We start from the raw sequence: 18,891 nt of genomic DNA on the forward strand, positions 1-18,891 counted from the left end.
GCCTAGACAGTCGGGATGGTCCCGCCGTCGATCACGAACTCGGCCCCGTGGACCGATGCCGCGAGCGGCGACAGGAGAAATGCGACCAGCTCCGCGACTTCCTCCGGCCGGCCCGGACGGCCGATCGGGATGCCGCCGAGCGAGGCCATGAGCCGGCTCCTCGCCTCGTCGGCGTTGCCGTCGCGGTGCAGCGCCATGCGCTCGATGAGCGCCTGCGCCGCAGCGGTCTCGATGAAGCCGGGCGCCACGCTGTTCACGCGCACGCCCCGCGGGCCGAATTCGTTGGCCAGCGACTTGCTGTAGTTGGCGAGCGCCGCCTTGGCGGCGGCGTAGGCGACGGTCGACTCGAACAGCGGCAGGCGGCGCTGGATCGAGGTGATGTGGACGATGGCGCCGCCGCCGCGTTCCAGCATCGCGGGCAGGAAGGCGCGGTCGAGGCGCACGGCCGACATCAGGTTGGCCTGCAGCGCCGCATCCCACATCGCCTCGGTCAGCGCCAGCGCGCCGCCGCTCGGCGCGGACGAGCCGCCCACGTTGTTGACCAGGTAGTCGAGGTAGCCGAACTCGCGCTTCACCACATCGGCGACGCGGGCTGCGCCCTCCGCGCTGGCAACGTCGGCCTCGAGATAGCGCACGCCGGGCAGCGGCGCGGCTGGGAGGTTGCGGGCGGTCGCGATCACCGTCGCGCCATCCTGCGCCAGCCGGCGCACGATCGCTTCGCCCATGCCCTTGGTGCCGCCGGTGACGAGGGCGTGCTTGCCCTGGAAGGAGCAGGCGTTCATGCCGTCACCTCCAGCGACTGGATGCCGTCGCCCTGCAGCCGGAAATGGAAGTCGAGCGCGATCGGGCTGCCCGGGAAGGTACCGCGTACGGTGGCGCGAACGACGTGTTCGTCCCCTGCCTGCGCCACGCCGGTCGGCTCGATCGTGGACTGGTAGCGGGCCACGTAGTCGCTGGCCCAGGCGGCGATGTCGTCGCGGCCGCGGCGCAGGTGACCTTCGTCGAAGACGGTGGCGTCCAGGTTGAAGGCGGCCGCGATGCGTTGCGGGTCCATGGCGTTGTTGGCGGCGACGAAGTCGGCGATGGGCTGAGGCAGTCGGTTCATGTCGGTCTCCAGAAAAGAAAGTGAGCAGTCAGTCTAGGTTCTGGCATCATTGCGAAAAAGCACCATAATGGACATGCGCTATGAACCTGCAGTTCACAATCGAATGACATGAGTTCCCTCGATCTCATCCGGCTGTTCCTCGCCGTGGCGGAGGAACGCAGCTTCACCCTGGCCGCCCGGCGCCTCAACATCACGCCGACGGCCGTCAGCAAGGGCGTGCGCGCGCTGGAACAACAGCACCGCGTCGCGCTGTTCGTCCGCACCACCCGCAGCGTGGCGCTGACCGAGGCGGGAACGACCCTGCAGGCGGCGCTCAGGCCGGCCGTCGGCCAGATCGACGACGCCTTCAGCGAGCTGTCGCGCCACCAGAGCCGGCCGTCCGGCCACCTGCGCATCACCGCGCCGCGCACCTTCGGCTTCCTGGTGGCGCGCCACCTGGTGCCGCGCATGCGCGCCGCCTACCCCGACGTCAGTGCCGATCTGTCGCTGGACGACGGCCTGGCCGACCTGGTCGACGACGGTTACGACGCCGGCATCCGGCTCGGGGAAGCGGTGGCGCAGGACATGGTGGCGATCCGTCTCAGCCGGCCGCTGTCATGGTCGCTGGTGTGCTCGCCCGCCTACATCAAGCAAGCCGGCCGGCCGGAACAGCCGCGCGACCTGCTGCGGCACCAGGCGCTGCGCTACCGCTTCAACACCGCCAGCCGCCTGCCGGCTTGGCGCCTGCTCGGTACGGATGGCGAGCTGCTGCTCGATATCGACGCCCATCTGAGCGCCAACGACACGCAGATGCTGGCCGAATGGGCGCGCCAGGGACTGGGGATCGCCTACCTGCCGGACCTGGAGATCAAGGAAGACGTGGACGCGGGACGGCTGGTGCGGGTGTTGACGCGATTCGTTCCCGACACTTCCGGCCTGTTCCTCTACTTCCCCATGCGCACCCAGCACCAGCCGAAGATGCGCGCGCTGATCGAGCAGGTCTCCCTGCTCGCCGGCGAAGGCGCCTTCGATATCCGCTGCGAGGAGTAGCGGCGCCTTACCTGGTAGCGGCGACGGCGGCGAGGATGACCCGGGCCACGTCCGCGGGACGCGACTGCTGCGGCACGTGGCTGGCAGGCAGCTCGGTGGTGGTGGCCTTGATCTTCTTCGCCATCGCGCGCAGCAGGCCCGGATCGATCATGCGGTCGCGCGAGGAGACGATGAACCAGGACGGTTTCGCGGTCCAGGCGGCGTGGCTGACCTTGTCGGCGAAGGCCTTGGCCTGGATCGGCCCCTGGGTCGCGGTCATGACGGCGGCCTGCGCGGCCGGCACGTCCTGGGCGAAGTCTTCGCGCATGGCCGCTTCGGGCAGGCTCAGGAAACCGTCCGCATCGGCGACGAAGCGCTTGCTGCCGGGCGCCGCGGGGTAGCCCTCGCCCGTCTCGGCGGTCGACTTGCCGGCGTCCGGGGCAAAAGCGGCGACGTAGACCAGGCTGGCGACCTTGCCGTGCTGGCCGGCCTCGGTGATCACGGTGCCGCCCCAGGAGTGGCCAACCAGCACCACCTTGCCCGGCTGCGCCGCGATGGCGCGGCGGGTAGCGGCGACGTCGTCGGCCAGGGACGTGAGCGGGTTCTGGACGGCGGTGACCTTCACCCCCTCAGCTTGCAGCAGCGGGATGACCTTCGACCAGTCGGAACCGTCGGCGAAGGCGCCGTGGACGATGACGACCGAAGGTGTGGTGTCGGCCGCCGCGGCGTGGGTGGTGCCGGCGGCGAAGGCTGCTGCGGCGGCGAGCATGCGCAGCGCGGTGTCGAAGGTGGTGGTCATGGCGATCTCCTCGGGGCTGGTGGGTGAATGAAGCCAGTCTAGGGAGATCGTCGTCATCGCGGTATCGGTCGAATAACCGATACGCCCCGTACGAGGGCACGGCCCGCCCTGCCGAAAAAGCGATAGATGGTCGCGCACGATTGCCAACCGGGCGGCTGGGTCGATGGAGGTTTGATAGTATTCCTTCTTTGATTGGAGGCAACAATTGGCAATCACCGCAACTGCCCCGGGCGTCTCCGCCACCGTCACCGCGCGCCGGCCCTCGTGGGCCGACATGAGCCGGCATTACCCGGACAAGAACGTGACGACCGCCGACCTGTACGACAACAGGATCGGCGGCAGGTTCAGGCGCCTGTACGAGCACCCGGCCTACCAGAACACCTGCGCCGTGCGGATGTCGTATGCGCTCAACCGCAGCGGACTCAGAATGGGCCCGGCGCCCAGCAGCGGCGGCGGCATCACGGGCGGCGACGGCTACCTGTACTGGATCCGGGTCACCGACCTCAAGGCGCACCTGTCCAGGCAGTTCAAGGGCGCCGACGAGGAACTGACCCTGCCGGTCATCCCGGCCTCGATGACGAACGACGTGCCGGCGATGCAGGAAAAGTACAAGGAACGCCGGCGCCTGGCGCAAGCGTGGCTCGACACCAGGCTGGCCGGCCGCAACGGCATCGTCGTGTTCAACGTCACCGGCTGGGGCGACGCGTCCGGCCACTTCACTCTGTGGGACGGCAAGGCGACATCCCTGGCCTACGCGACCGGGCACGATAGCCCCGCCAACAATACCTATTACTTCTGGCTGACCCAGCTGAACGAGCGTGTCGATGGCACGAAGGCGCTGGTCCAGGTGGCCTCGGTCAAGTTCTGGGAGCTGAAATGATGCTGCGTATCGGCCTCCTGCTCGTCTCCCTCCTGCTGGGCGCCCCCGCCATGGCGGCCCCCTGCCCCGCGGTCGACGGCGCCACCGTCGAATGGGCGGCGAGCTGCTTTGCGGCCGACAAGGGCGGCCGGCGGCTCAAGCCGCAGTACCTCAAGCAGCTGCGATTCGACCGCAGCGGCCACGCGACCGCCGTGATCAGCGAGCCGCGCGAACTGGTGGCGCTCGACCGGCAAGGCCGGGTCGTGGTGCCGGGCATCCGCCATGCCGGCGACTTCGACTACCCGGATGCGGAAGGCGGCATCGGGCGCTTCGACGCTCCGCCCGCACCGGGACGGGCGACGGCGCCGCGCTGCGGCTACTTCGACAGCCGCGACTTCCGCATCGTCGTCCCGGCCGGCTACGCCCAGTGCCAGCCGTTCGCCAAGGGCGAAGCGATCGCCTGCCAGGAATGCGTGTCGGTCTGCACCGAGCCGGAATGCCAGGACAGCATGCTGGTGGACGGCGACGGCGTGGCGCTCGGCCCGGATGGCGCCGTGCGCAGGCGCTTCAGGCTGCCCGACATGAAGGCGGTCTGCGCATCGCCCGGCAGCAAGGCGGGCAAGACCTACGAAGGGGCGCGGCCGCATTGCATTCCGAAGTCGGACAACCCGTTCAAATAGCCATCGCGAGTTCATATGGGACGAGAAATCATTCGGCAAGGCGACCGGACCGATCACGGCGGCACGGTGATCGAAGGGTCGATCACTGATATCTGCCACGGCAAGCCGATTTCCTATATCGGCCACAAGGTGCATTGCCCGCGATGCGGCGGCGACTACCCGATCGTCGAAGGCGTGCTGACGACCACCCTCTACGGCAAGGGCGTCGCCGTGGCCGGCATGAAGACGTCCTGCGGCGCGGCGCTGATTCCCTCGCAATTCACGGACACGGTCGAATGGGCGGGCGGCGGCGCTGCCGCCAACATTGCCGCGATCGCGGCACTGGCGCCGGCCGCGGCGAAGGCGCTGGCCTCCGAACCGGCCGGGCAGGAAGCGGCGGACGACGCGCCCGCCAAAAAGATCACCCGCATCTATTGGTCCTACGGCCCTGATGAAACGCCGGTCAGCGACGTGTCGCGCCACTACGTCGACCTGAACCTGCACCTCGAGACCGAAAACTACCAGCCCGGCGAAACGGCGGTCGTGGTCATCAAGAACGACGACGACAGCGAACTCGCGGACAACGCACCGGCGCTGGAATTGAGCGCGACCGTCGGCGCCGACGGCAAGGCCACATTGAACAATGTGTTCCGCGGTAAAACGGTCGAGATCGGCACCTTCGCCTGACCGCTCCGACACTTGAATTGCAATCGAATCCCCCTCTTCGTTTAAAAAAATTCATTGATATAAGTGACAAGGTTTACTGTAATCTTTTGATTGCAATCACAAGACTACAAGAAAGCGCACAGATCACATCCAAGATGGTCCTGATGCCGCGGCAGCGCGGCTGACTGGGGGGATTTCCATGAAACGGATCATGCATTCGAGCCGGACCGCGCACGCGCGTCCCATCGCGCCCTTGCCGCGTCCGACGGCCTCGGCGCCACCTTCTCACCTTCATTGCGAACGCGCGCCCCCGGCGCGGCGGCGCCTCCCGCTGCGCCCCTGAGGCGCCTCCCCCGTCTTCATCGAAGCACCGACGATACCGCCCGGTATCGCGGATGCGCTCGCCCATTTTCATCGTGCGTCACCTTCACGAAAGGACTGCATCATGAGCGACAAAGTGTATTGGGACCTGGCCCGCATGCAGGCGGACAGCGTGCAACCCTCGATCCTGGCCATCGGCGATTCGTGGTTCTGGTATCCCTTCCCCGGCGGCTCCCTGATCAACCAGGTCGGCGGCATGCTCAACGACGACCACCACATCTACGCGGTCGGCAACAACGGCGCCGAAGCCTATGACTACGTACACGGCAAGTATGCGAAGACGGTCCGCCATACCTTGAACATGTTCGGCGACACGCTGTCGGCGGTCTTCATCAGCGGCGGCGGCAACGATTTCGCCGGCATCAGCGACCTGCGTCCCCTCCTCAAGCAGAACTGCAGCGCCGAGGAGACGGCGCCCGGATGCTTCCGGACCGGCCGCGAGCCGAACACCCTGCCATGGCTGATGGCCAAGACCGCGGAGAGCTACACCACCCTGATCAGCCAGATCCGCCTGCACAACCCGGCGGCCACGATCGTCCTGCACAACTACGACTACGCCTACCCATCCGGCAAGGGGGTGTTCGGCGACGGCAGCGGCTGGCTCCTGCCGGCGCTGGTGAATGCCCGCGTGCCGGAGCTGCTGCGCTTTTCCTGCACCTGCCACCTGATCGACGAATTCACGAAGATGCTGCAGCGCGTGGCGGCCGTGAATCCGCACGTGCTGCTGATCGACAGCCGCCGCACGCTCGAGAACAATGAGTGGGCCAACGAAATCCACCCCACCCCCGCCGGCTTCAGGCGCATCGCCGAGCGCCACTGGAAGCCGGTGCTGGACCAGCTGCGCATGAGCTGAGACGGCGCCCTCATCACCCTTTTCATCCTGCGCGGGCCGCCCCGGCCCGCCTTCACGTCGACCAATAGAGGCCCTCATGAAACTCATCGTGTGCTGCGACGGCACCTGGAACACGCCGGACCAACAGGACGGCGGCGTCGCCGCCCCCACCAATGTGGTGCGGATCGCCAACGCGCTGGATCGCGGCGCCGGCCAGCTGGTGTACTACCATCCCGGCGTCGGCACCGGCGAATCGTGGTGGGACCGGATGATCGGCGGCGGCACCGGCACCGGCCTGTCGCGCAACATCATGAGCGCCTACGAATGGCTGTGCCAGCAGTACGACCCGCAGCGCGACGACGACATCTGCCTGTTCGGCTTCAGCCGCGGCGCCTATACCGCGCGCAGCGTGGTCGGCTTCATCAACTGCGCCGGCCTGCTCGACGCCCGCAGCCTGGGGCGCGAGAAAGGCACGGCCGCCGTCTACGACGCGATCGGGCAGCTGTACCACCGCGTGTACCGGGGCAAGGGCGACCTGGGGCAGATCCGCGCCGCCATCGGCGAGGACTACTTCCACAACCGGCGCGACGACAAAGTCCCGATCCGCTTCCTGGGCGTGTGGGACACCGTCGGCGCCCTCGGCATCCCGGACGACCTCGGCGTGCTCGACCTGCTGGACGACCCCGACGACCACCTGTTCCACGACACCGAATTGAGCGACAACGTCGCCACGGCGCGCCACGCGCTGGCGATGGACGAGGTCCGCAAGTCCTTCCAGCCGACGCTGTGGACCAACGCCCACCCCGACCTCAAGCAGCTGTGGTTCCCCGGCGTGCATTCCGACGTCGGCGGCGGCTACCGCGAAAAAGGCCTGGCCGACGGCGCGCTGAAGTGGATGATCGACGAAGCCAAGCTGGCTGGCCTCGCCTTCAATAGCGGCATCCTGGCGCAAATCACGCCGGACTACCACGACATGCTGCACGACTCCTGCTCCGGCCTGTTCGGCATGCTGCCGACGCAGCCACGCAACGTGCCGTCGATGCGCCAGCACCCCGAGCTGTATCATGGTTCGGCGCGCCAGCGCCACGAAGACCCGCCGATCCACCAGTACCCCTACCGCCAGCCGCACGTCGCACCCGGCGCGCAGGCCACCGAGATCACCGTGTTCGCGCGCCAGCAGTGGAACCCGACCGGGCTCTGGCTCGAGGCCGGCCGGGAATACGTGTTCTCGGCCACGGGCGAGTGGGTCGACGGCCCGGTGCCCTGCGGCCCCGGCGGCGGCCAGGACGGCAAGTTCCATCTCGGCGAACTCGGGCACGTCGCCGGCGACTTCCTCGGCAAGATCGAGACCGGCTTCCAGAAGCTGCTGGGCAATCCGAACCGGCGCCTGCGCTTCACCGCGCGGCACAAGAACTTCCCCTGGTTCAGCCTGGTGGGTGCGGTGGCCAACGGGCGCGGCGAGGTGAACGGGGTGCCGGAGGCCCACGAAGCCTTCCTGATCGGCGAGGGCTGCAGGTTCCGGCCGCAGCGCTCGGGCTACTTCTATGCCTACTCGAATGATGCCTTCAACTGCTATGCCAACAACAAGGGATATGTGACGCTCAAGGTCAGCGTCTGAACCATGCCCGCCCTTCATTTCCTTCACCAGGAGACCACATGCCACACCTTTCGACGCGCCGTTGGACCATCGCCTTCGCCATCCTGCTCACAGCCGTCATGCTGCCTGGCTGCGGCAGCCTGGAGCCGGTCAGGAAATTCGGCGACGAGACGCGTCAGGTGGGTGCGGCATTTACCCTCATGCCCTCTGCGACCACCGCGTCATGCCATGCGCAGCAGGTGTTGAAAGACTACACCATGCCAGCCCCGGTCCGCTTCGAACTCACCGGGCTGTCGCAACGCCAAAGCCAGGCCTGCGGAGCAGACGCCGAGGCAGCCGAGCTGCTGCTGCCGTTTGCCATGCTGGTCGAACAGTATGCGGAAACGCTGGTGAAACTGACGAGCGACGAATTGCCCGATTATCAGGATGAATTCGACGGCCTGGAGAAAGCAGTCGCCGGTCTGAAGGACAAGCAGGGAAATGCGATCGTACCTGCGGACAAGGCGGGCGCCATCATCGGTCTTGGCAAGTTTCTCGGCAAGGCGGCCACCCAGCATGCAGCGCGCAGCACGATCCGCGAGCTGCTCGCCCAGGAAGAAGGCTTGAATGCCGCGGCGGGCGTGCTGCGCTGGTATACCGAGCGCATCTATCGGCCGATGCTGGCAAATCAGATCAAGGTCATCGACGTCACTATCAGCACGGCGCTTCCCACTATCGAAGCACGGGAACCGCTGGCTGCGCGCTGGATGATGATATCGCTTGCCGAGGAAAGGGCAAAAGTGAATCAACGTGAACAGGCGGCCGCCAACTACACAGCGTCGATCGACAAAGTGCTGGCGACGCGGGCGACATTGCTGGCCAAGCTCGACCAGCCGAAAGACGAAGCATTGCGAGAACAGTTGAGCGCACTGGCAAAAGAAGTCCGGGCCTTGCGCCGAAAACTTGCCAGCGCACTCTGACGAGCGCATACCCCAACCTCGAAAGGAACGATCATGCCGCAACTGGAACAACTGAGTGCCGACGACTTGGCCGACATGGCCGATCGGGTGACGGCCATGTCGATCGCGCTGTACGAATACCGGGTCCGCCATTCCTGGCTCACCCCCACCCAAGCCAGCGAAATTCGTGAGGATGGCGAAGCCCGGCTCGACCGCCTGGCGTCGCTGCTGCGTTGCGGCGCCATCCGGCTCGCAGTCCGGGATGCCGACCTGAGTGTCGAGGATCTGAAGCACGAACTCGAAGAGGCCACGGCAGCCATCCGCAGGATCGAAACGATCAAGGGAATCATCGACCTTGCGGCGCAGGTCGTGTCGCTGGGAGGCGCCATCCTGTCGCGCGATGCCAAAGCCATGCTGACGGCGGCAAAAGGCGTGAAGGACGCACGCGAGAAACTCACCGAAAGGTAAGCCAGGCACCCACGCTGCATTGCCCTGGCAAGGCACTCTTCTGTATAGTGGACGGACCATTCGCCGCACCGTTCAATCGACCAGATTGCCATTCTGCCGACGCCGCAACAGGCGCCGGCAGCCAAACCTTGAGGACATGCCGTGACGATTTCAGAGCCGACCGAGACATTTTTCGACAAACCGCTGCGCAACTACGAAAGCGGCACGACGCCCGACATCGGGCAGCATGTCTACCGGCTCGCCCTCGAGTACGACGACAGCCGGAAGATGACGGACCTGATCGACGAATTCCTCGGCAAGATCGACCCGGCGCAGCTGGATGCGCTGGTGATCGGCATGTGGGCCGAGCCCTACGAGGCCGGCGCCGATGAACTGATCGCCACGCTGGTCGCGCGCGCGCCGGCATTGACCGGGCTACGCGCCCTGTTCATCGGCGACATGACGTATGAGGAGTGCGAGATTTCCTGGATCGTGCAGGGCGATTACGCTCCCCTGCTGAACGCCTTCCCGCAGCTGGAAGTGCTGCGCATCCGCGGCGCCAACGGCCTGTCCTTCGCGCCGTTCACGCACCCGGCGCTGCGTTCGTTCACGATCGAATCCGGCGGCCTGCCGGACAGCGTGGCCGAGGCCCTGGCCGGGTCGTCGATGCCGCAGCTGGCGCACCTGGAACTGTGGCTCGGCACCGAGGACTACGGCTTTTCCGGCGACGTCGCGCTGTACCGCCGCGTCGCCGACGCGCTCTGGACGCCGTCGCTGGCATACCTCGGCCTGCGCGATTCCGAAATCGCCGACGACCTGGCCCAGTGGCTGGCCGGCCACGAGCCGATCCGCCAGCTCGACACGCTCGACCTGTCGCTGGGCACGATCAGCGATGTCGGCGCACGTGCGCTGATCGACAGCCCGCACGTGCGCGCACTGCGGCGCCTGGACCTGTCGCACCATTACATCTCCGAAGCGCTGCAGGCCGAGCTGAACGCCCTGCCGTGCCAGGTGGTGCTGGACGACGCGCAGGACGAGGACGGCGAGGACTTCCGCTACGTCGCGGTCGGCGAATAAGACGTTTATTCGCGAGGCTCCAATCCAGATGACGGCAGGTGCGGTGCTGCCTTTCGTGCTGCTCGGCGTCGGCGCCGGCAAGCGCGTGCGCCTGATGCATGCGGCACGCGCGGCGCTCGGCCTGGCGCCGGCGCAGGTGATCGAGTGGCGCGACTGGCTGGCCAGGCCGGCGCTGCTCGACGCCGCCGTGGCCCGCCCCTGCGTGCTGAAGATCGAATCGCCCGGCGACGACGCTACCTTGCACCACGCCTTGCTCACCAACGGTTGCGCAGCGCTCGGCCTTCCCGCGCCACGCGCGCCCGAACACGGAGAACTGTCGCTGTCGGCCGCCTGGTTCAAGGGCTTCACCCGCGCCATGGAAGCCGTCGCCGCCCTCCTCGCCCGCCAGCCCCATGTGCGCGTGCTGAACGCGCCGCACGAACTGCTCCTGATGACCGACAAGCTGCGCTGCCAGCAGCATCTGCAGGCGCACGGCGTGCCGGTGGCTCGGCTGTTCGGACTGGTGGAAGGCTATGACCACTTGCGCGCGCTGCTCGACGAGCATCGTCTGGACCGGGTCTTCATCAAGGCGCGCTACGGTTCCAGTGCGTCCGGCGTGATCGCCTACCGGCGCAATGGGCGCGGCGCCGAACAGACCACCAGTTCGGCGCACCTGGCCGGTTCGGTCGTCTACAACGTCAAGCGCCTGCGCCGCTATGACAGGCACGCGGACATCGTCCAGCTGGTCGACCTGCTGGCTGCCCAGGAAGCGTATCTGGAAGGCTGGCTGCCCAAGCCGCGCCACGGCATGGCGCACTACGACGTGCGCGTGCTCACCATCGGCGGCCAGGCCGCGCACCGGGTCGCGCGCGTGGGCGCGTCGATGATGACCAACCTGCACCTGGATAACCGCCGCGCCGACGTCGACGCGCTGCTCGATAGCGCCGACCGCGCCGCGCTCACGGCGACGGCGCACGGCGCGGCGGCGGCTTTCCCGGCCAGCCACGTGATCGGCCTGGACATCGTCGCCAGGCAGGGCAAGGCCCATGTGCTGGAAGCGAACGCCTTCGGCGACCTGCTGCCCGGCCTCCTTCACGATGGCCTGGACAGCTATGCCGGCCAGTTGCAATCATTCGTCCGCCATGAAGCTTGACCACGCCACGATCCCCGACATGAACGCCGTGGTCGGCAGCCACGACATCGTCTTCATCACGCTCGACACGCTGCGCTACGACGTCGCGCAAGCCCTGTACGAGGCCGGCGAACTGCCGGTGCTCGGGCGCTACCTGCCGCCGGACGGCTGGGAGCGGCGCCACAGCCCGGCCACGTTTACGTATGCGGCGCACCACGCCTTCTTCGCCGGCTTCCTGCCCACGCCCGCAGCGCCGGGACGCCACGCGCGCCTGTTCGCCACGGCTTTTCGCGGCAGCGAGACGACCTCGCCGCATACCCGCGTGTTCGAGGAGGCGAGCATCGTCGCCGGCCTGCGCGAGGCCGGCTACCGCACCATCTGCATCGGCGGCGTCGGCTTCTTCAACAAGCAGACGCCGCTCGGCTGCGTCCTGCCCGACATGTTCGACGAGAGCCACTGGAAGCCGGTGCTGGGCGTGGAACATCGACGCTCGACCGAGCTGCAGGTGGCGCTGGCGACGCAGCGCCTGCGCGAACTAGGCGGGCAGCGCGTTTTCCTGTTCCTCAACGTGGCCGCGATCCATTATCCGAACCGCGGCTACCTGGCCGGCTGCAGGAAGGACAACCTCGACAGCCATGCGGCGGCGCTGCGCTATGTGGACCGGGCGCTGGCGCCGCTGCTGGCCGCCTGCGCCGGCCGCGCGCCGACCTTCGTCATCGCCTGCTCCGACCACGGCAGCGCCTATGGCGAAGAAGGCTACCATGGCCACCGCGTCGCGCACGAGAGCGTGTGGACCGTCCCGTACGCGCATTTCTTCATCGATCAACCAGAAGGGGGCACATCGTGAACCAGTCCGACCTCGCCGGCACGCTCGCCCAGCGCATGCGTGATACGCCCTACCAGGCCTATTCGTATTCCTATCCGCACAAGTCGGCCTACCGCCCGCTGGCGCAGCCCGAGTCCCTGGCGCGGCTGTGGGCGGAACAGGACCGCTCGGCGCTGTTCGCCTACATCCACATCCCTTTTTGCGAGATGCGCTGCGGCTTCTGCAACCTGTTCGCGATGGCGCGTCCGTCGCCTGAACTGGTCGAGCGCTATGTGGCGCAAGTCCTGCTGCAGATGCGCGCGCTCGACGCGGTGCTCGGCGAGCGCCAGTTCGCCCGCTTCGCCATGGGCGGCGGCACGCCGACCTACCTCTCTCCCGCGCAGCTGCAAGCCCTGCTCGAAGGCGCGCGCGACATCCTCGGCATCGACCTGCAGGCGACACCGGCCGGCATCGAAGCCTCGCCGGAAACCGCGACGCCAGAACGGCTTGCCGTGTGCCGCAGCATGGGCATCGACCGCGTCAGCCTCGGTATCCAGAGCTTCGCCGCGAACGAGATGCGCTCGCTGGCGCGGCCGCAGCAGAACGATGTCGTGCAGCGCGCCATCGGCAACATCCGCGCGGCGGGCTTTCCGACCCTGAACCTCGACCTCATCTACGGCATCGCCGGCCAGACGGTTGCCAGCCTGCTGGCCTCGATCGACAGCGCCCTCGCCTTCGCGCCCGAGGAGCTGTACCTGTACCCGCTGTACGTGCGCCCGCACACGGGCCTGGGCAAGGTCGCGCGGCGCCAGGGCGCCACCTCGTTCGACCCGGTGATGCTCAATCCGGCCGGCGACAGCCGCCTGTCCCTGTACGAGGCGGCGCGCGACCACCTGCGCGCGTGCGGCTACGAGCAGGTATCGATGCGCATGTTCCGCGCGCCGCACGCGCCGCAGCAGGACGGCCCCTCCTACTGCTGCCAGAACGACGGCATGGTGGGCCTCGGCGCCGGCGCGCGCAGCTATACGCAGCGCCTGCATTACGCGACCGATTACGCGGTGGGGCGCAGCGGCACCATCGACATCATCGAGGACTACCTGGCGCTCGATGCGGCAGGCTTCGCACAGGCCCGCCACGGCTTCGCGCTCGGGGCGGAAGACCAGCGCAGGCGCTACGCGATCCAGTCACTGTTGACGGAACCGGGACTGGACCTGGCGAGCTACCGGCAGCGCTTCGGCAGCGACTGTCTGCAGGACCTGCCGCAGTTGCTGGAGCTGGACCAGCTCGGGCTGGTCGATGCGCAGGCCGGCATGCTGCGCCTGAACGATCGCGGCTATGCGTATGCGGACACGATCGGGCCGTGGCTGGCGTCGGACACGGTGCGCGCGCTGATGGCCGAAGGTGCGCCGGCATGCTAGCGATGGTTCCGACGCCGGCACTGGAAGCGCAGCCGGTGTTGTCGCTGCTGTACCGGGGCACGTTGGAGAGCTGTAATTACGATTGCCATTATTGTCCGTTCGCGAAGCGGCAGGATAGCCGCGCCAGGCTGCGGCAGGATGCGGCCGAGGTGGCGCGCTTCGTGGACTGGGTCGGAAGGCAGCAGCGGCCGATCAGCGTGCTGTTCACGCCGTGGGGCGAGGCGCTGGTGCGACGGCATTATCGGGACGCGATCCGGGATTTGTCGCAGATGCCGCATGTGCACAGGGTGGCGCTGCAGACCAATCTGTCGGGGCCGCTGGGGTGGCTGGAGGATGCGCAGCAGGCGAAGGTGAGCCTGTGGTGTACCTATCATCCGGACCAGACGACCCTCGACCGGTTTCTCGAGCGCTGCCGGCGGTTGGAGCGGCTGGGCGTCGAGTACTCGGTCGGGGTGGTGGCAATGCGCGAGCATTTCGAGGCGATCCGTGCACTGCGTGCTGAGTTGCCTTCGCACCGCTACGTCTGGCTCAATGCCTTCGATCGGCGGGGGCCTGGCTATTACGGGAAGGAAGACCTGCAATGGCTCGATGGGGTCGATCCATGGTTCGCGTATAACCGCCGGCCAGCGCCGTCGCGCGGCAAGCCTTGCCGGGCGGGCGCCGAGGTGTTGTCGGTCGATGGCGATGGGGAGCTGCGACGGTGCCACTTTCTGCCGGAGCGACTCGGCAATTTATATGTCGACTCGCTCGATATGATCCTGCAGGAGCGCACCTGCCCGCGTTTCAAGTGCGACTGTTATATCGGCTATGCGCATCGGCGTGATTTGCCGTTCTACGACGATTTCGATGATGGCGTGCTGGCGCGGATTCCAGTGCTCGCACGCTAAGCATTCGCTGCCATTGGCTCAGAGGTAAGGACCACCGCTGCCAGATATATTTTTAATCTCCGCACATCATGCGGCGATTGTACGGTCTAGTCGCCGCATCGCTTATCGAGGTTTCATCCTGTTGATTTCATGCTGCCGCTACCGTCTCCAGATAGGGGCGCATCACATTTGCTACTCGGCAGATCTCCGCGTGGCGCCACAACTCCTCCATCGTCGTACGCTTTCCGTTCCAGGCTTCGCGCAGGGCTTCGAGCGCGACATCAAGACCAATCTTGTTGCGAAACTTGAAGCAGTCAGCAACCGTCTTCGCCACACCAAACACCCGAACCTGGGCGCCGCCGACGTCGGCAGTTTCGACGCCTTCGGTCATTGCCAACCCGGACATGCGAACGATCCGGATTGGCGGATAGTCGAAACGCGGTGCGCGGGCTTTATGCGGTATGGCGAGCCACACGTCCGACGGCTGCTGCGTGGTCAGATCGTGGAAGCGCAGCGCTGAGAACAGACATAGGACCCCGTTTTCACTACGCGTGGCGACCTCCGCAAAGCTGTCGTGCTCGGACGCAGCGCGGTCGGGCAATGTGTAGAGGCCTCGACCGAGCTTGAGAAGCCGTCCCTCATCAGTCAACGATGCCAGCAGCACTCGCGGTAGGGCGACGCTGTCCACGTCTCGTGTGCGAAGTATGCCTTTTGATCGGGCGAGCTCAAGAATTTGTTCGGCTTGTTGACTCATGAAGCCAATCTACACAAAACATCGGCATTTATTTATATTTGCCGACATTTTGTTTGAGATGTGCATTTCAGACCGGTTTCTGATGTATTGCTCGCAGAGTTACGACCGGCGGAATGAAAAGAGCTCCGGCACGTGGCGCTCTTGTTCAGTATGCTTGGCGGAAGCGGTGAGATTCGAACTCACGAACGGGTTCCCCCGTCGGCAGTTTTCAAGACTGCTGCCTTCAACCACTCGGCCACGCTTCCTGTGAAGAGCTGGCATTATACATAAATCATCAACGCCGGTCAGGACAATCAGGCCACCAGCAACCAGTTCTCGCGCAGGCCGCGCTCGAAGTCGACCGGCGGCAGCGGCTTGCTGTACAGGTAGCCCTGCACTTCATCGCACCCCGCCTCGCGCAGGAAGTCCAGCTGCTCCACGGTCTCCACGCCTTCGGCGATCACGCGCAAGCCCAGCTGGCGCGCCATGCTGATGATGGTCCCCGCGATCGCGCAGTCGCTGCCGTCCGCCGGAATCCCGGTCGTGAACGAACGATCGATCTTGAGCGTATCGATCGGGAAGCGCTTCAGATACGACAAGCTCGAATACCCGGTCCCGAAATCGTCCAGCGACAGCGCCACCCCAAGCGTGTTGATATGGTCCATGATCCCCGTCACGCGTTCGAAGTCGTGCATCAGCGTGCTCTCGGTGATCTCCAGCTCCAGCCAAGAGGGATCAAGCTGGTAGCGCGCCAAGGTATCGGCCACACGCTCCGGCAGCGATGCCGTGAACTCGCGCGCCGACACGTTCACCGCCAGGCGGAACGGCGGCACGCCCGCACGCTGCCAGATCGCGGCCTGCGCGCAAGCCTGCTCCAGCACCCACTCGCCCACCTGCACGATCAGTCCAGTGGTCTCGGCCAGCGGAATGAATTCCCCCGGCGGCACGATGCCGCGGGTCGGGTGGACCCAGCGCACCAGCGCTTCGGCGCCGACGATGCGGTCGCTGCCGATCTCGAACTTCGGCTGGTAGTACAGGATCAGCTCTCCGTTGCCCAGCGCCTGGCGCAGGCCGGATTCGATGCGCATGCGCTCCTGCATGCCCTGGTTCATGTCCTGGCTGTAGAAGGCCACGCTGCGGTCCGGATTGGCGGCCGCCTGCTTGGCGCGCTCCATCGCGATGTCGGCCAGGCCGAGCAAGGTCTCGGCATCGCTGCCGTCCTGCGGATACACGCTGATGCCGATGCTGGCGCCCACGCGCAGGTCGTGGCCGGCGATCAGGAAGGGGGCGTCGAGCGCCAGCTGCAGCTTCTGGGCCACCGTGGTCGCTTCGAAATGCTGGCGGATGTCGAACAGGCCGACCGCGAATTCGTCGCCCGACAGGCGCGCCACGACGTCCTCGTCGCGCAAGGTGTCGCGCAGGCGCTGGGCGACCTGGCGCAGCAGCTCGTCGCCGATGCGGCGGCCCAGGGTATCGTTGATGCGCTTGAAGCGGTTCAGGTCCATGAACAGCACACAGCCGGAAGCCTCGTTGCGCTGCGCGACCATCAGGGCCTGGTCGACCAGGCGCGCGAACAGGGTACGGTTCGGCAGGCCGGTGAGTTCGTCGTAATAGGCCAGGTGGTGCAGCTGTTCCTCGGCCTGCTTGCGTTCGGTGATGTCGGTGAGATAGGCGATCAGGCCGATCGGCCGCTCGGCCAGGTCGCGCAAGGGAGAGAGCGACAGGCTGGCCCAGAACACCTCGCCCGACTTCTTGCGGCGCTTCACTTCCATCATGCGTCCGCCGCCTTCGGCGAAGGCATCCGGCATGTCCTCGTTTTCGTCTTCGTCCGCGTACAGGAACAGGATGTTGCGGCCGATCGCTTCCAGCGCCGTGTAGCCGAACAGCTCTTCGGCGCCGCGGTTCCAGCTGGTGATGTAGCCCATCTGGTCCATGGTCAGGACCGATTCGTGGATCTGGTCGAGGATCTGCGACTGGTGCGCCAGCTGCGCTTCCATCTGCGCATAGGCGTGGGTCGAGCGCTGCGCCAGCGAGTGCACCTGCATCAGCGATGCCGTCAGGTGCGCCAGGCCTGCCAGCAGGCGCGCATCCTCGGCGCTGTAGCTGGGGCGGCCCGCCACCTCGTAGAAGCCGAACTGCTCGGACACGCCCGCCACCACCTGGCGCAGCACCGGGCCGGGGGCGATGGGGGCGGCGACGGCGGCGCCGGGCAGGAAGCGGCCGCGCGCGCTGTCCAGCAGGCCAGCGGCCGCGCCGCCCAGGGCGGCGTACAGGGTGTCGCCGCGCAGGCGCAGCACCGCATCGCACACTGCACTGGAAGCGCCGACGAAGTCGAGCGACGTATGGGCGGGGACCAGTGCGTGCACGTCAGACATTGCGGCCTACCTGAATTGCCCAGTGATAGGCGTGTAATTGGCTGTGCCACCAGGCGCCGGGGCTGACGCCCGCGTCGGCGAGGTCCGCCTCCGACGGCCGGATCTCTGCCAGCCGCAGCCAGCTTCCCAGTTCTCCGGCGCGCGTCAACAGAGCGTCTTCCACATGCTCCGGCAGGTAGAGCTCCGCGACGATGTCTTGCATCGACATCTGCAGCAGGCGGTCCAGCAACGAGAACACGCCGGTCATGAAGGCCAGGTCGCAGTCGTCGCGCTCCCCTCCTCCTTCCTTGCACAAGGCTTCCAGCTGGGCGCCGCGGCGCGCGGCCAGCGGCAGCAGCAAATTTGGCAGGCCGTCGGGCTGCTGGCGCGCATACAACAATAGCTGCAGCCAGCGCTGCAACTGGCGCCGTCCGAGCAGGCTGATGGCCTGGTTGAAGCTGGTGATCTGGGTGCTGACCGCGAAGGCCGCCGAGTTCACGAGTTTCAACAGGTGGAAGGACAGCGCCGGGTCCTGCTTGAGCTGGTTCTCCAGTTCACGCGAGTCGGCGTCGCGCGCCAGCAGGCCGAGCAAGGTCAGGATGCGCTTGCGCGAGCTGCCGTCGCCGCCCTCCGCCGCGAGCACGGGGTCATAGGGATAGTCGCCGCTGAACCAGTCGAAGCCGGAGGTCTCGCAGTCGCCGAAGCGCTGCGCGCTGTCGACGCGGGTGGCCAGGTGCGGGCCGAACAGGGCGACCAGGCGGCCGGGCGGCGGTGCGTCGAGGCTGCAGTCGCGCGCGACGGTGCGCAGCGCCGCCGGCGCCTTGGCGCCTTCGGGTACGGCGCCGTCGAGCCAGATGCGGTAGCCGAATTCATGGAGTTCGGCCAGGCGGCGCGCCACGCCGTCCTGCGCCAGCGCGCTTGCAGCGACCACGAAGCCGATCCGGTTGGCGGGCAGCAGGGCCAGCACCGGCGGCGTGAGGGCGTGCGGATCGTCGAGCATCAGGAGGCCGTCGAGCGGCGCGATCGCGGCCAGCAGGTCGGGCGTGCCGAAGACCGCCTGCAGGCGCTGCGGCATGCCCGGACCAGCGGGCACCCGCAGGCACAGCGCCACCCATTCGTTCTGCCCATTGGCGACCGGATCGATTGCTACCAGCGGAAATGCATTGTGGTCGAACTCGGCCATGACAGGTGTATCAATGATATTCAGTCAATCTTATTGTAGTGCTTACGAGAAAG

The 18,891-nt window shown here is 66.8% G+C and carries 19 protein-coding genes and 1 tRNA gene; 13 read left to right on the forward strand and 7 right to left on the reverse strand.

All coding sequences use genetic code 11. The features are described from left to right. Positions 1-2: 2 nt before the first annotated feature. Both LQ564_RS22950 and LQ564_RS22955 read right to left on the reverse strand, forming a co-directional pair. A complete protein-coding gene (locus LQ564_RS22950; protein WP_231060442.1) occupies positions 3-782 on the reverse strand; it encodes an SDR family oxidoreductase in 780 nt (259 codons plus the stop codon). Next, on the reverse strand, positions 779-1,105 hold the full coding sequence (locus tag LQ564_RS22955) for a nuclear transport factor 2 family protein (protein ID WP_231060443.1): 327 nt from the start codon (positions 1,103-1,105) through the stop codon (positions 779-781). Before LQ564_RS22955 ends, LQ564_RS22950 begins: the two co-directional genes overlap by 4 nt. A 108-nt stretch (positions 1,106-1,213) precedes the next feature. On the opposite strand from LQ564_RS22955, the gene LQ564_RS22960 reads away from it, so the two are divergent. Then, positions 1,214-2,134 (forward strand): LysR family transcriptional regulator, encoded by a 921-nt coding sequence (locus LQ564_RS22960; protein WP_231060444.1) that lies wholly within the window; start codon positions 1,214-1,216, stop codon positions 2,132-2,134. Positions 2,135-2,141: 7 nt separating this feature from the next. Here LQ564_RS22960 and LQ564_RS22965 read toward each other — a convergent pair whose 3' ends face one another. Further along, complete coding sequence (locus LQ564_RS22965; RefSeq protein WP_371873536.1) at positions 2,142-2,912, reverse strand: alpha/beta fold hydrolase; 771 nt, start codon at positions 2,910-2,912, stop codon at positions 2,142-2,144. 205 nt (positions 2,913-3,117) lie between these two features. On the opposite strand from LQ564_RS22965, the gene LQ564_RS22970 reads away from it, so the two are divergent. The 12 genes from LQ564_RS22970 (at position 3,118) to LQ564_RS23025 (ending at position 14,589) form a co-directional block, all read left to right on the forward strand. Further along, a complete protein-coding gene (locus tag LQ564_RS22970) occupies positions 3,118-3,792 on the forward strand; it encodes a T6SS effector amidase Tae4 family protein (protein ID WP_231060445.1) in 675 nt (224 codons plus the stop codon). After that, positions 3,789-4,451, forward strand: coding sequence for a hypothetical protein (locus LQ564_RS22975; protein ID WP_231060446.1), 663 nt, complete (start codon positions 3,789-3,791; stop codon positions 4,449-4,451). Before LQ564_RS22970 ends, LQ564_RS22975 begins: the two co-directional genes overlap by 4 nt. Before the next feature lie 15 nt (positions 4,452-4,466). Further along, the gene (locus tag LQ564_RS22980) at positions 4,467-5,117 is read left to right on the forward strand and encodes a PAAR domain-containing protein (protein ID WP_231060447.1); all 651 of its coding nucleotides are present in this window, start codon (positions 4,467-4,469) and stop codon (positions 5,115-5,117) included. 424 nt (positions 5,118-5,541) lie between these two features. Further along, the gene (locus LQ564_RS22985) at positions 5,542-6,330 is read left to right on the forward strand and encodes an SGNH/GDSL hydrolase family protein (RefSeq protein WP_231060448.1); all 789 of its coding nucleotides are present in this window, start codon (positions 5,542-5,544) and stop codon (positions 6,328-6,330) included. A 76-nt stretch (positions 6,331-6,406) separates the two neighbouring features. Further along, complete coding sequence (locus LQ564_RS22990; protein WP_231060449.1) at positions 6,407-7,927, forward strand: T6SS phospholipase effector Tle1-like catalytic domain-containing protein; 1,521 nt, start codon at positions 6,407-6,409, stop codon at positions 7,925-7,927. 38 nt (positions 7,928-7,965) lie between these two features. Continuing rightward, a complete protein-coding gene (locus tag LQ564_RS22995) occupies positions 7,966-8,865 on the forward strand; it encodes a hypothetical protein (RefSeq protein ID WP_231060450.1) in 900 nt (299 codons plus the stop codon). 33 nt (positions 8,866-8,898) lie between these two features. Continuing rightward, positions 8,899-9,312 carry a hypothetical protein gene (locus tag LQ564_RS23000; protein WP_231060451.1) on the forward strand — a complete coding sequence of 138 codons (414 nt, stop codon included), beginning with the start codon at positions 8,899-8,901 and terminating at the stop codon, positions 9,310-9,312. A 141-nt stretch (positions 9,313-9,453) separates the two neighbouring features. After that, complete coding sequence (locus LQ564_RS23005) at positions 9,454-10,368, forward strand: STM4015 family protein (protein ID WP_231060452.1); 915 nt, start codon at positions 9,454-9,456, stop codon at positions 10,366-10,368. A gap of 28 nt (positions 10,369-10,396) precedes the next feature. Continuing rightward, on the forward strand, positions 10,397-11,500 hold the full coding sequence (locus LQ564_RS23010) for an STM4014 family protein (RefSeq protein ID WP_231060453.1): 1,104 nt from the start codon (positions 10,397-10,399) through the stop codon (positions 11,498-11,500). Beyond that, positions 11,490-12,326, forward strand: a complete 837-nt coding sequence (locus tag LQ564_RS23015; protein ID WP_231060454.1) for an STM4013/SEN3800 family hydrolase — start codon at positions 11,490-11,492, stop codon at positions 12,324-12,326. Before LQ564_RS23010 ends, LQ564_RS23015 begins: the two co-directional genes overlap by 11 nt. Then, on the forward strand, positions 12,323-13,702 hold the full coding sequence (locus LQ564_RS23020) for an STM4012 family radical SAM protein (RefSeq protein ID WP_231060455.1): 1,380 nt from the start codon (positions 12,323-12,325) through the stop codon (positions 13,700-13,702). Before LQ564_RS23015 ends, LQ564_RS23020 begins: the two co-directional genes overlap by 4 nt. Continuing rightward, positions 13,696-14,589, forward strand: coding sequence for an STM4011 family radical SAM protein (locus LQ564_RS23025; RefSeq protein WP_231060456.1), 894 nt, complete (start codon positions 13,696-13,698; stop codon positions 14,587-14,589). The genes LQ564_RS23020 and LQ564_RS23025 overlap by 7 nt, the downstream gene beginning before the upstream one ends. Before the next feature lie 127 nt (positions 14,590-14,716). Here LQ564_RS23025 and LQ564_RS23030 read toward each other — a convergent pair whose 3' ends face one another. The 4 genes from LQ564_RS23030 to LQ564_RS23045 all read right to left on the reverse strand — a co-directional run bounded on the left by LQ564_RS23030 (position 14,717) and on the right by LQ564_RS23045 (position 18,838). Further along, positions 14,717-15,322, reverse strand: coding sequence for a type IV toxin-antitoxin system AbiEi family antitoxin domain-containing protein (locus LQ564_RS23030; RefSeq protein ID WP_231060457.1), 606 nt, complete (start codon positions 15,320-15,322; stop codon positions 14,717-14,719). A gap of 155 nt (positions 15,323-15,477) precedes the next feature. After that, a tRNA-Ser gene (locus LQ564_RS23035) sits at positions 15,478-15,567 on the reverse strand. 48 nt (positions 15,568-15,615) lie between these two features. Further along, positions 15,616-17,676, reverse strand: coding sequence for a putative bifunctional diguanylate cyclase/phosphodiesterase (locus LQ564_RS23040; RefSeq protein WP_231060458.1), 2,061 nt, complete (start codon positions 17,674-17,676; stop codon positions 15,616-15,618). Beyond that, positions 17,669-18,838 (reverse strand): HDOD domain-containing protein, encoded by a 1,170-nt coding sequence (locus tag LQ564_RS23045; protein ID WP_231060459.1) that lies wholly within the window; start codon positions 18,836-18,838, stop codon positions 17,669-17,671. Before LQ564_RS23045 ends, LQ564_RS23040 begins: the two co-directional genes overlap by 8 nt. Between the last annotated feature and the right edge of the window lie 53 nt (positions 18,839-18,891).

The sequence above is a fragment of the Massilia phyllostachyos genome, from assembly GCF_021044825.1.
In the GTDB taxonomy this organism is placed as follows: domain Bacteria; phylum Pseudomonadota; class Gammaproteobacteria; order Burkholderiales; family Burkholderiaceae_D; genus Telluria; species Telluria phyllostachyos.

What these genes read in the sequence shown, in the direction of transcription:
- LQ564_RS23000 (WP_231060451.1), top strand. Translation starts at nt 8,899, where the DNA reads ATGCCGCAACTGGAACAACTGAGTGCCGACGACTTGGCCGACATGGCC.
- LQ564_RS22960 (WP_231060444.1), top strand. Translation starts at nt 1,214, where the DNA reads ATGAGTTCCCTCGATCTCATCCGGCTGTTCCTCGCCGTGGCGGAGGAA.
- LQ564_RS22985 (WP_231060448.1), top strand. Translation starts at nt 5,542, where the DNA reads ATGAGCGACAAAGTGTATTGGGACCTGGCCCGCATGCAGGCGGACAGC.
- LQ564_RS22975 (WP_231060446.1), top strand. Translation starts at nt 3,789, where the DNA reads ATGATGCTGCGTATCGGCCTCCTGCTCGTCTCCCTCCTGCTGGGCGCC.
- LQ564_RS23040 (WP_231060458.1), bottom strand. Translation starts at nt 17,676, where the DNA reads ATGTCTGACGTGCACGCACTGGTCCCCGCCCATACGTCGCTCGACTTC.
- LQ564_RS22995 (WP_231060450.1), top strand. Translation starts at nt 7,966, where the DNA reads ATGCCACACCTTTCGACGCGCCGTTGGACCATCGCCTTCGCCATCCTG.
- LQ564_RS22980 (WP_231060447.1), top strand. Translation starts at nt 4,467, where the DNA reads ATGGGACGAGAAATCATTCGGCAAGGCGACCGGACCGATCACGGCGGC.
- LQ564_RS22965 (WP_371873536.1), bottom strand. Translation starts at nt 2,912, where the DNA reads ATGACCACCACCTTCGACACCGCGCTGCGCATGCTCGCCGCCGCAGCA.
- LQ564_RS22955 (WP_231060443.1), bottom strand. Translation starts at nt 1,105, where the DNA reads ATGAACCGACTGCCTCAGCCCATCGCCGACTTCGTCGCCGCCAACAAC.
- LQ564_RS22950 (WP_231060442.1), bottom strand. Translation starts at nt 782, where the DNA reads ATGAACGCCTGCTCCTTCCAGGGCAAGCACGCCCTCGTCACCGGCGGC.
- LQ564_RS23025 (WP_231060456.1), top strand. Translation starts at nt 13,696, where the DNA reads ATGCTAGCGATGGTTCCGACGCCGGCACTGGAAGCGCAGCCGGTGTTG.
- LQ564_RS23045 (WP_231060459.1), bottom strand. Translation starts at nt 18,838, where the DNA reads ATGGCCGAGTTCGACCACAATGCATTTCCGCTGGTAGCAATCGATCCG.
- LQ564_RS23010 (WP_231060453.1), top strand. Translation starts at nt 10,397, where the DNA reads ATGACGGCAGGTGCGGTGCTGCCTTTCGTGCTGCTCGGCGTCGGCGCC.
- LQ564_RS23015 (WP_231060454.1), top strand. Translation starts at nt 11,490, where the DNA reads ATGAAGCTTGACCACGCCACGATCCCCGACATGAACGCCGTGGTCGGC.
- LQ564_RS23030 (WP_231060457.1), bottom strand. Translation starts at nt 15,322, where the DNA reads ATGAGTCAACAAGCCGAACAAATTCTTGAGCTCGCCCGATCAAAAGGC.
- LQ564_RS22990 (WP_231060449.1), top strand. Translation starts at nt 6,407, where the DNA reads ATGAAACTCATCGTGTGCTGCGACGGCACCTGGAACACGCCGGACCAA.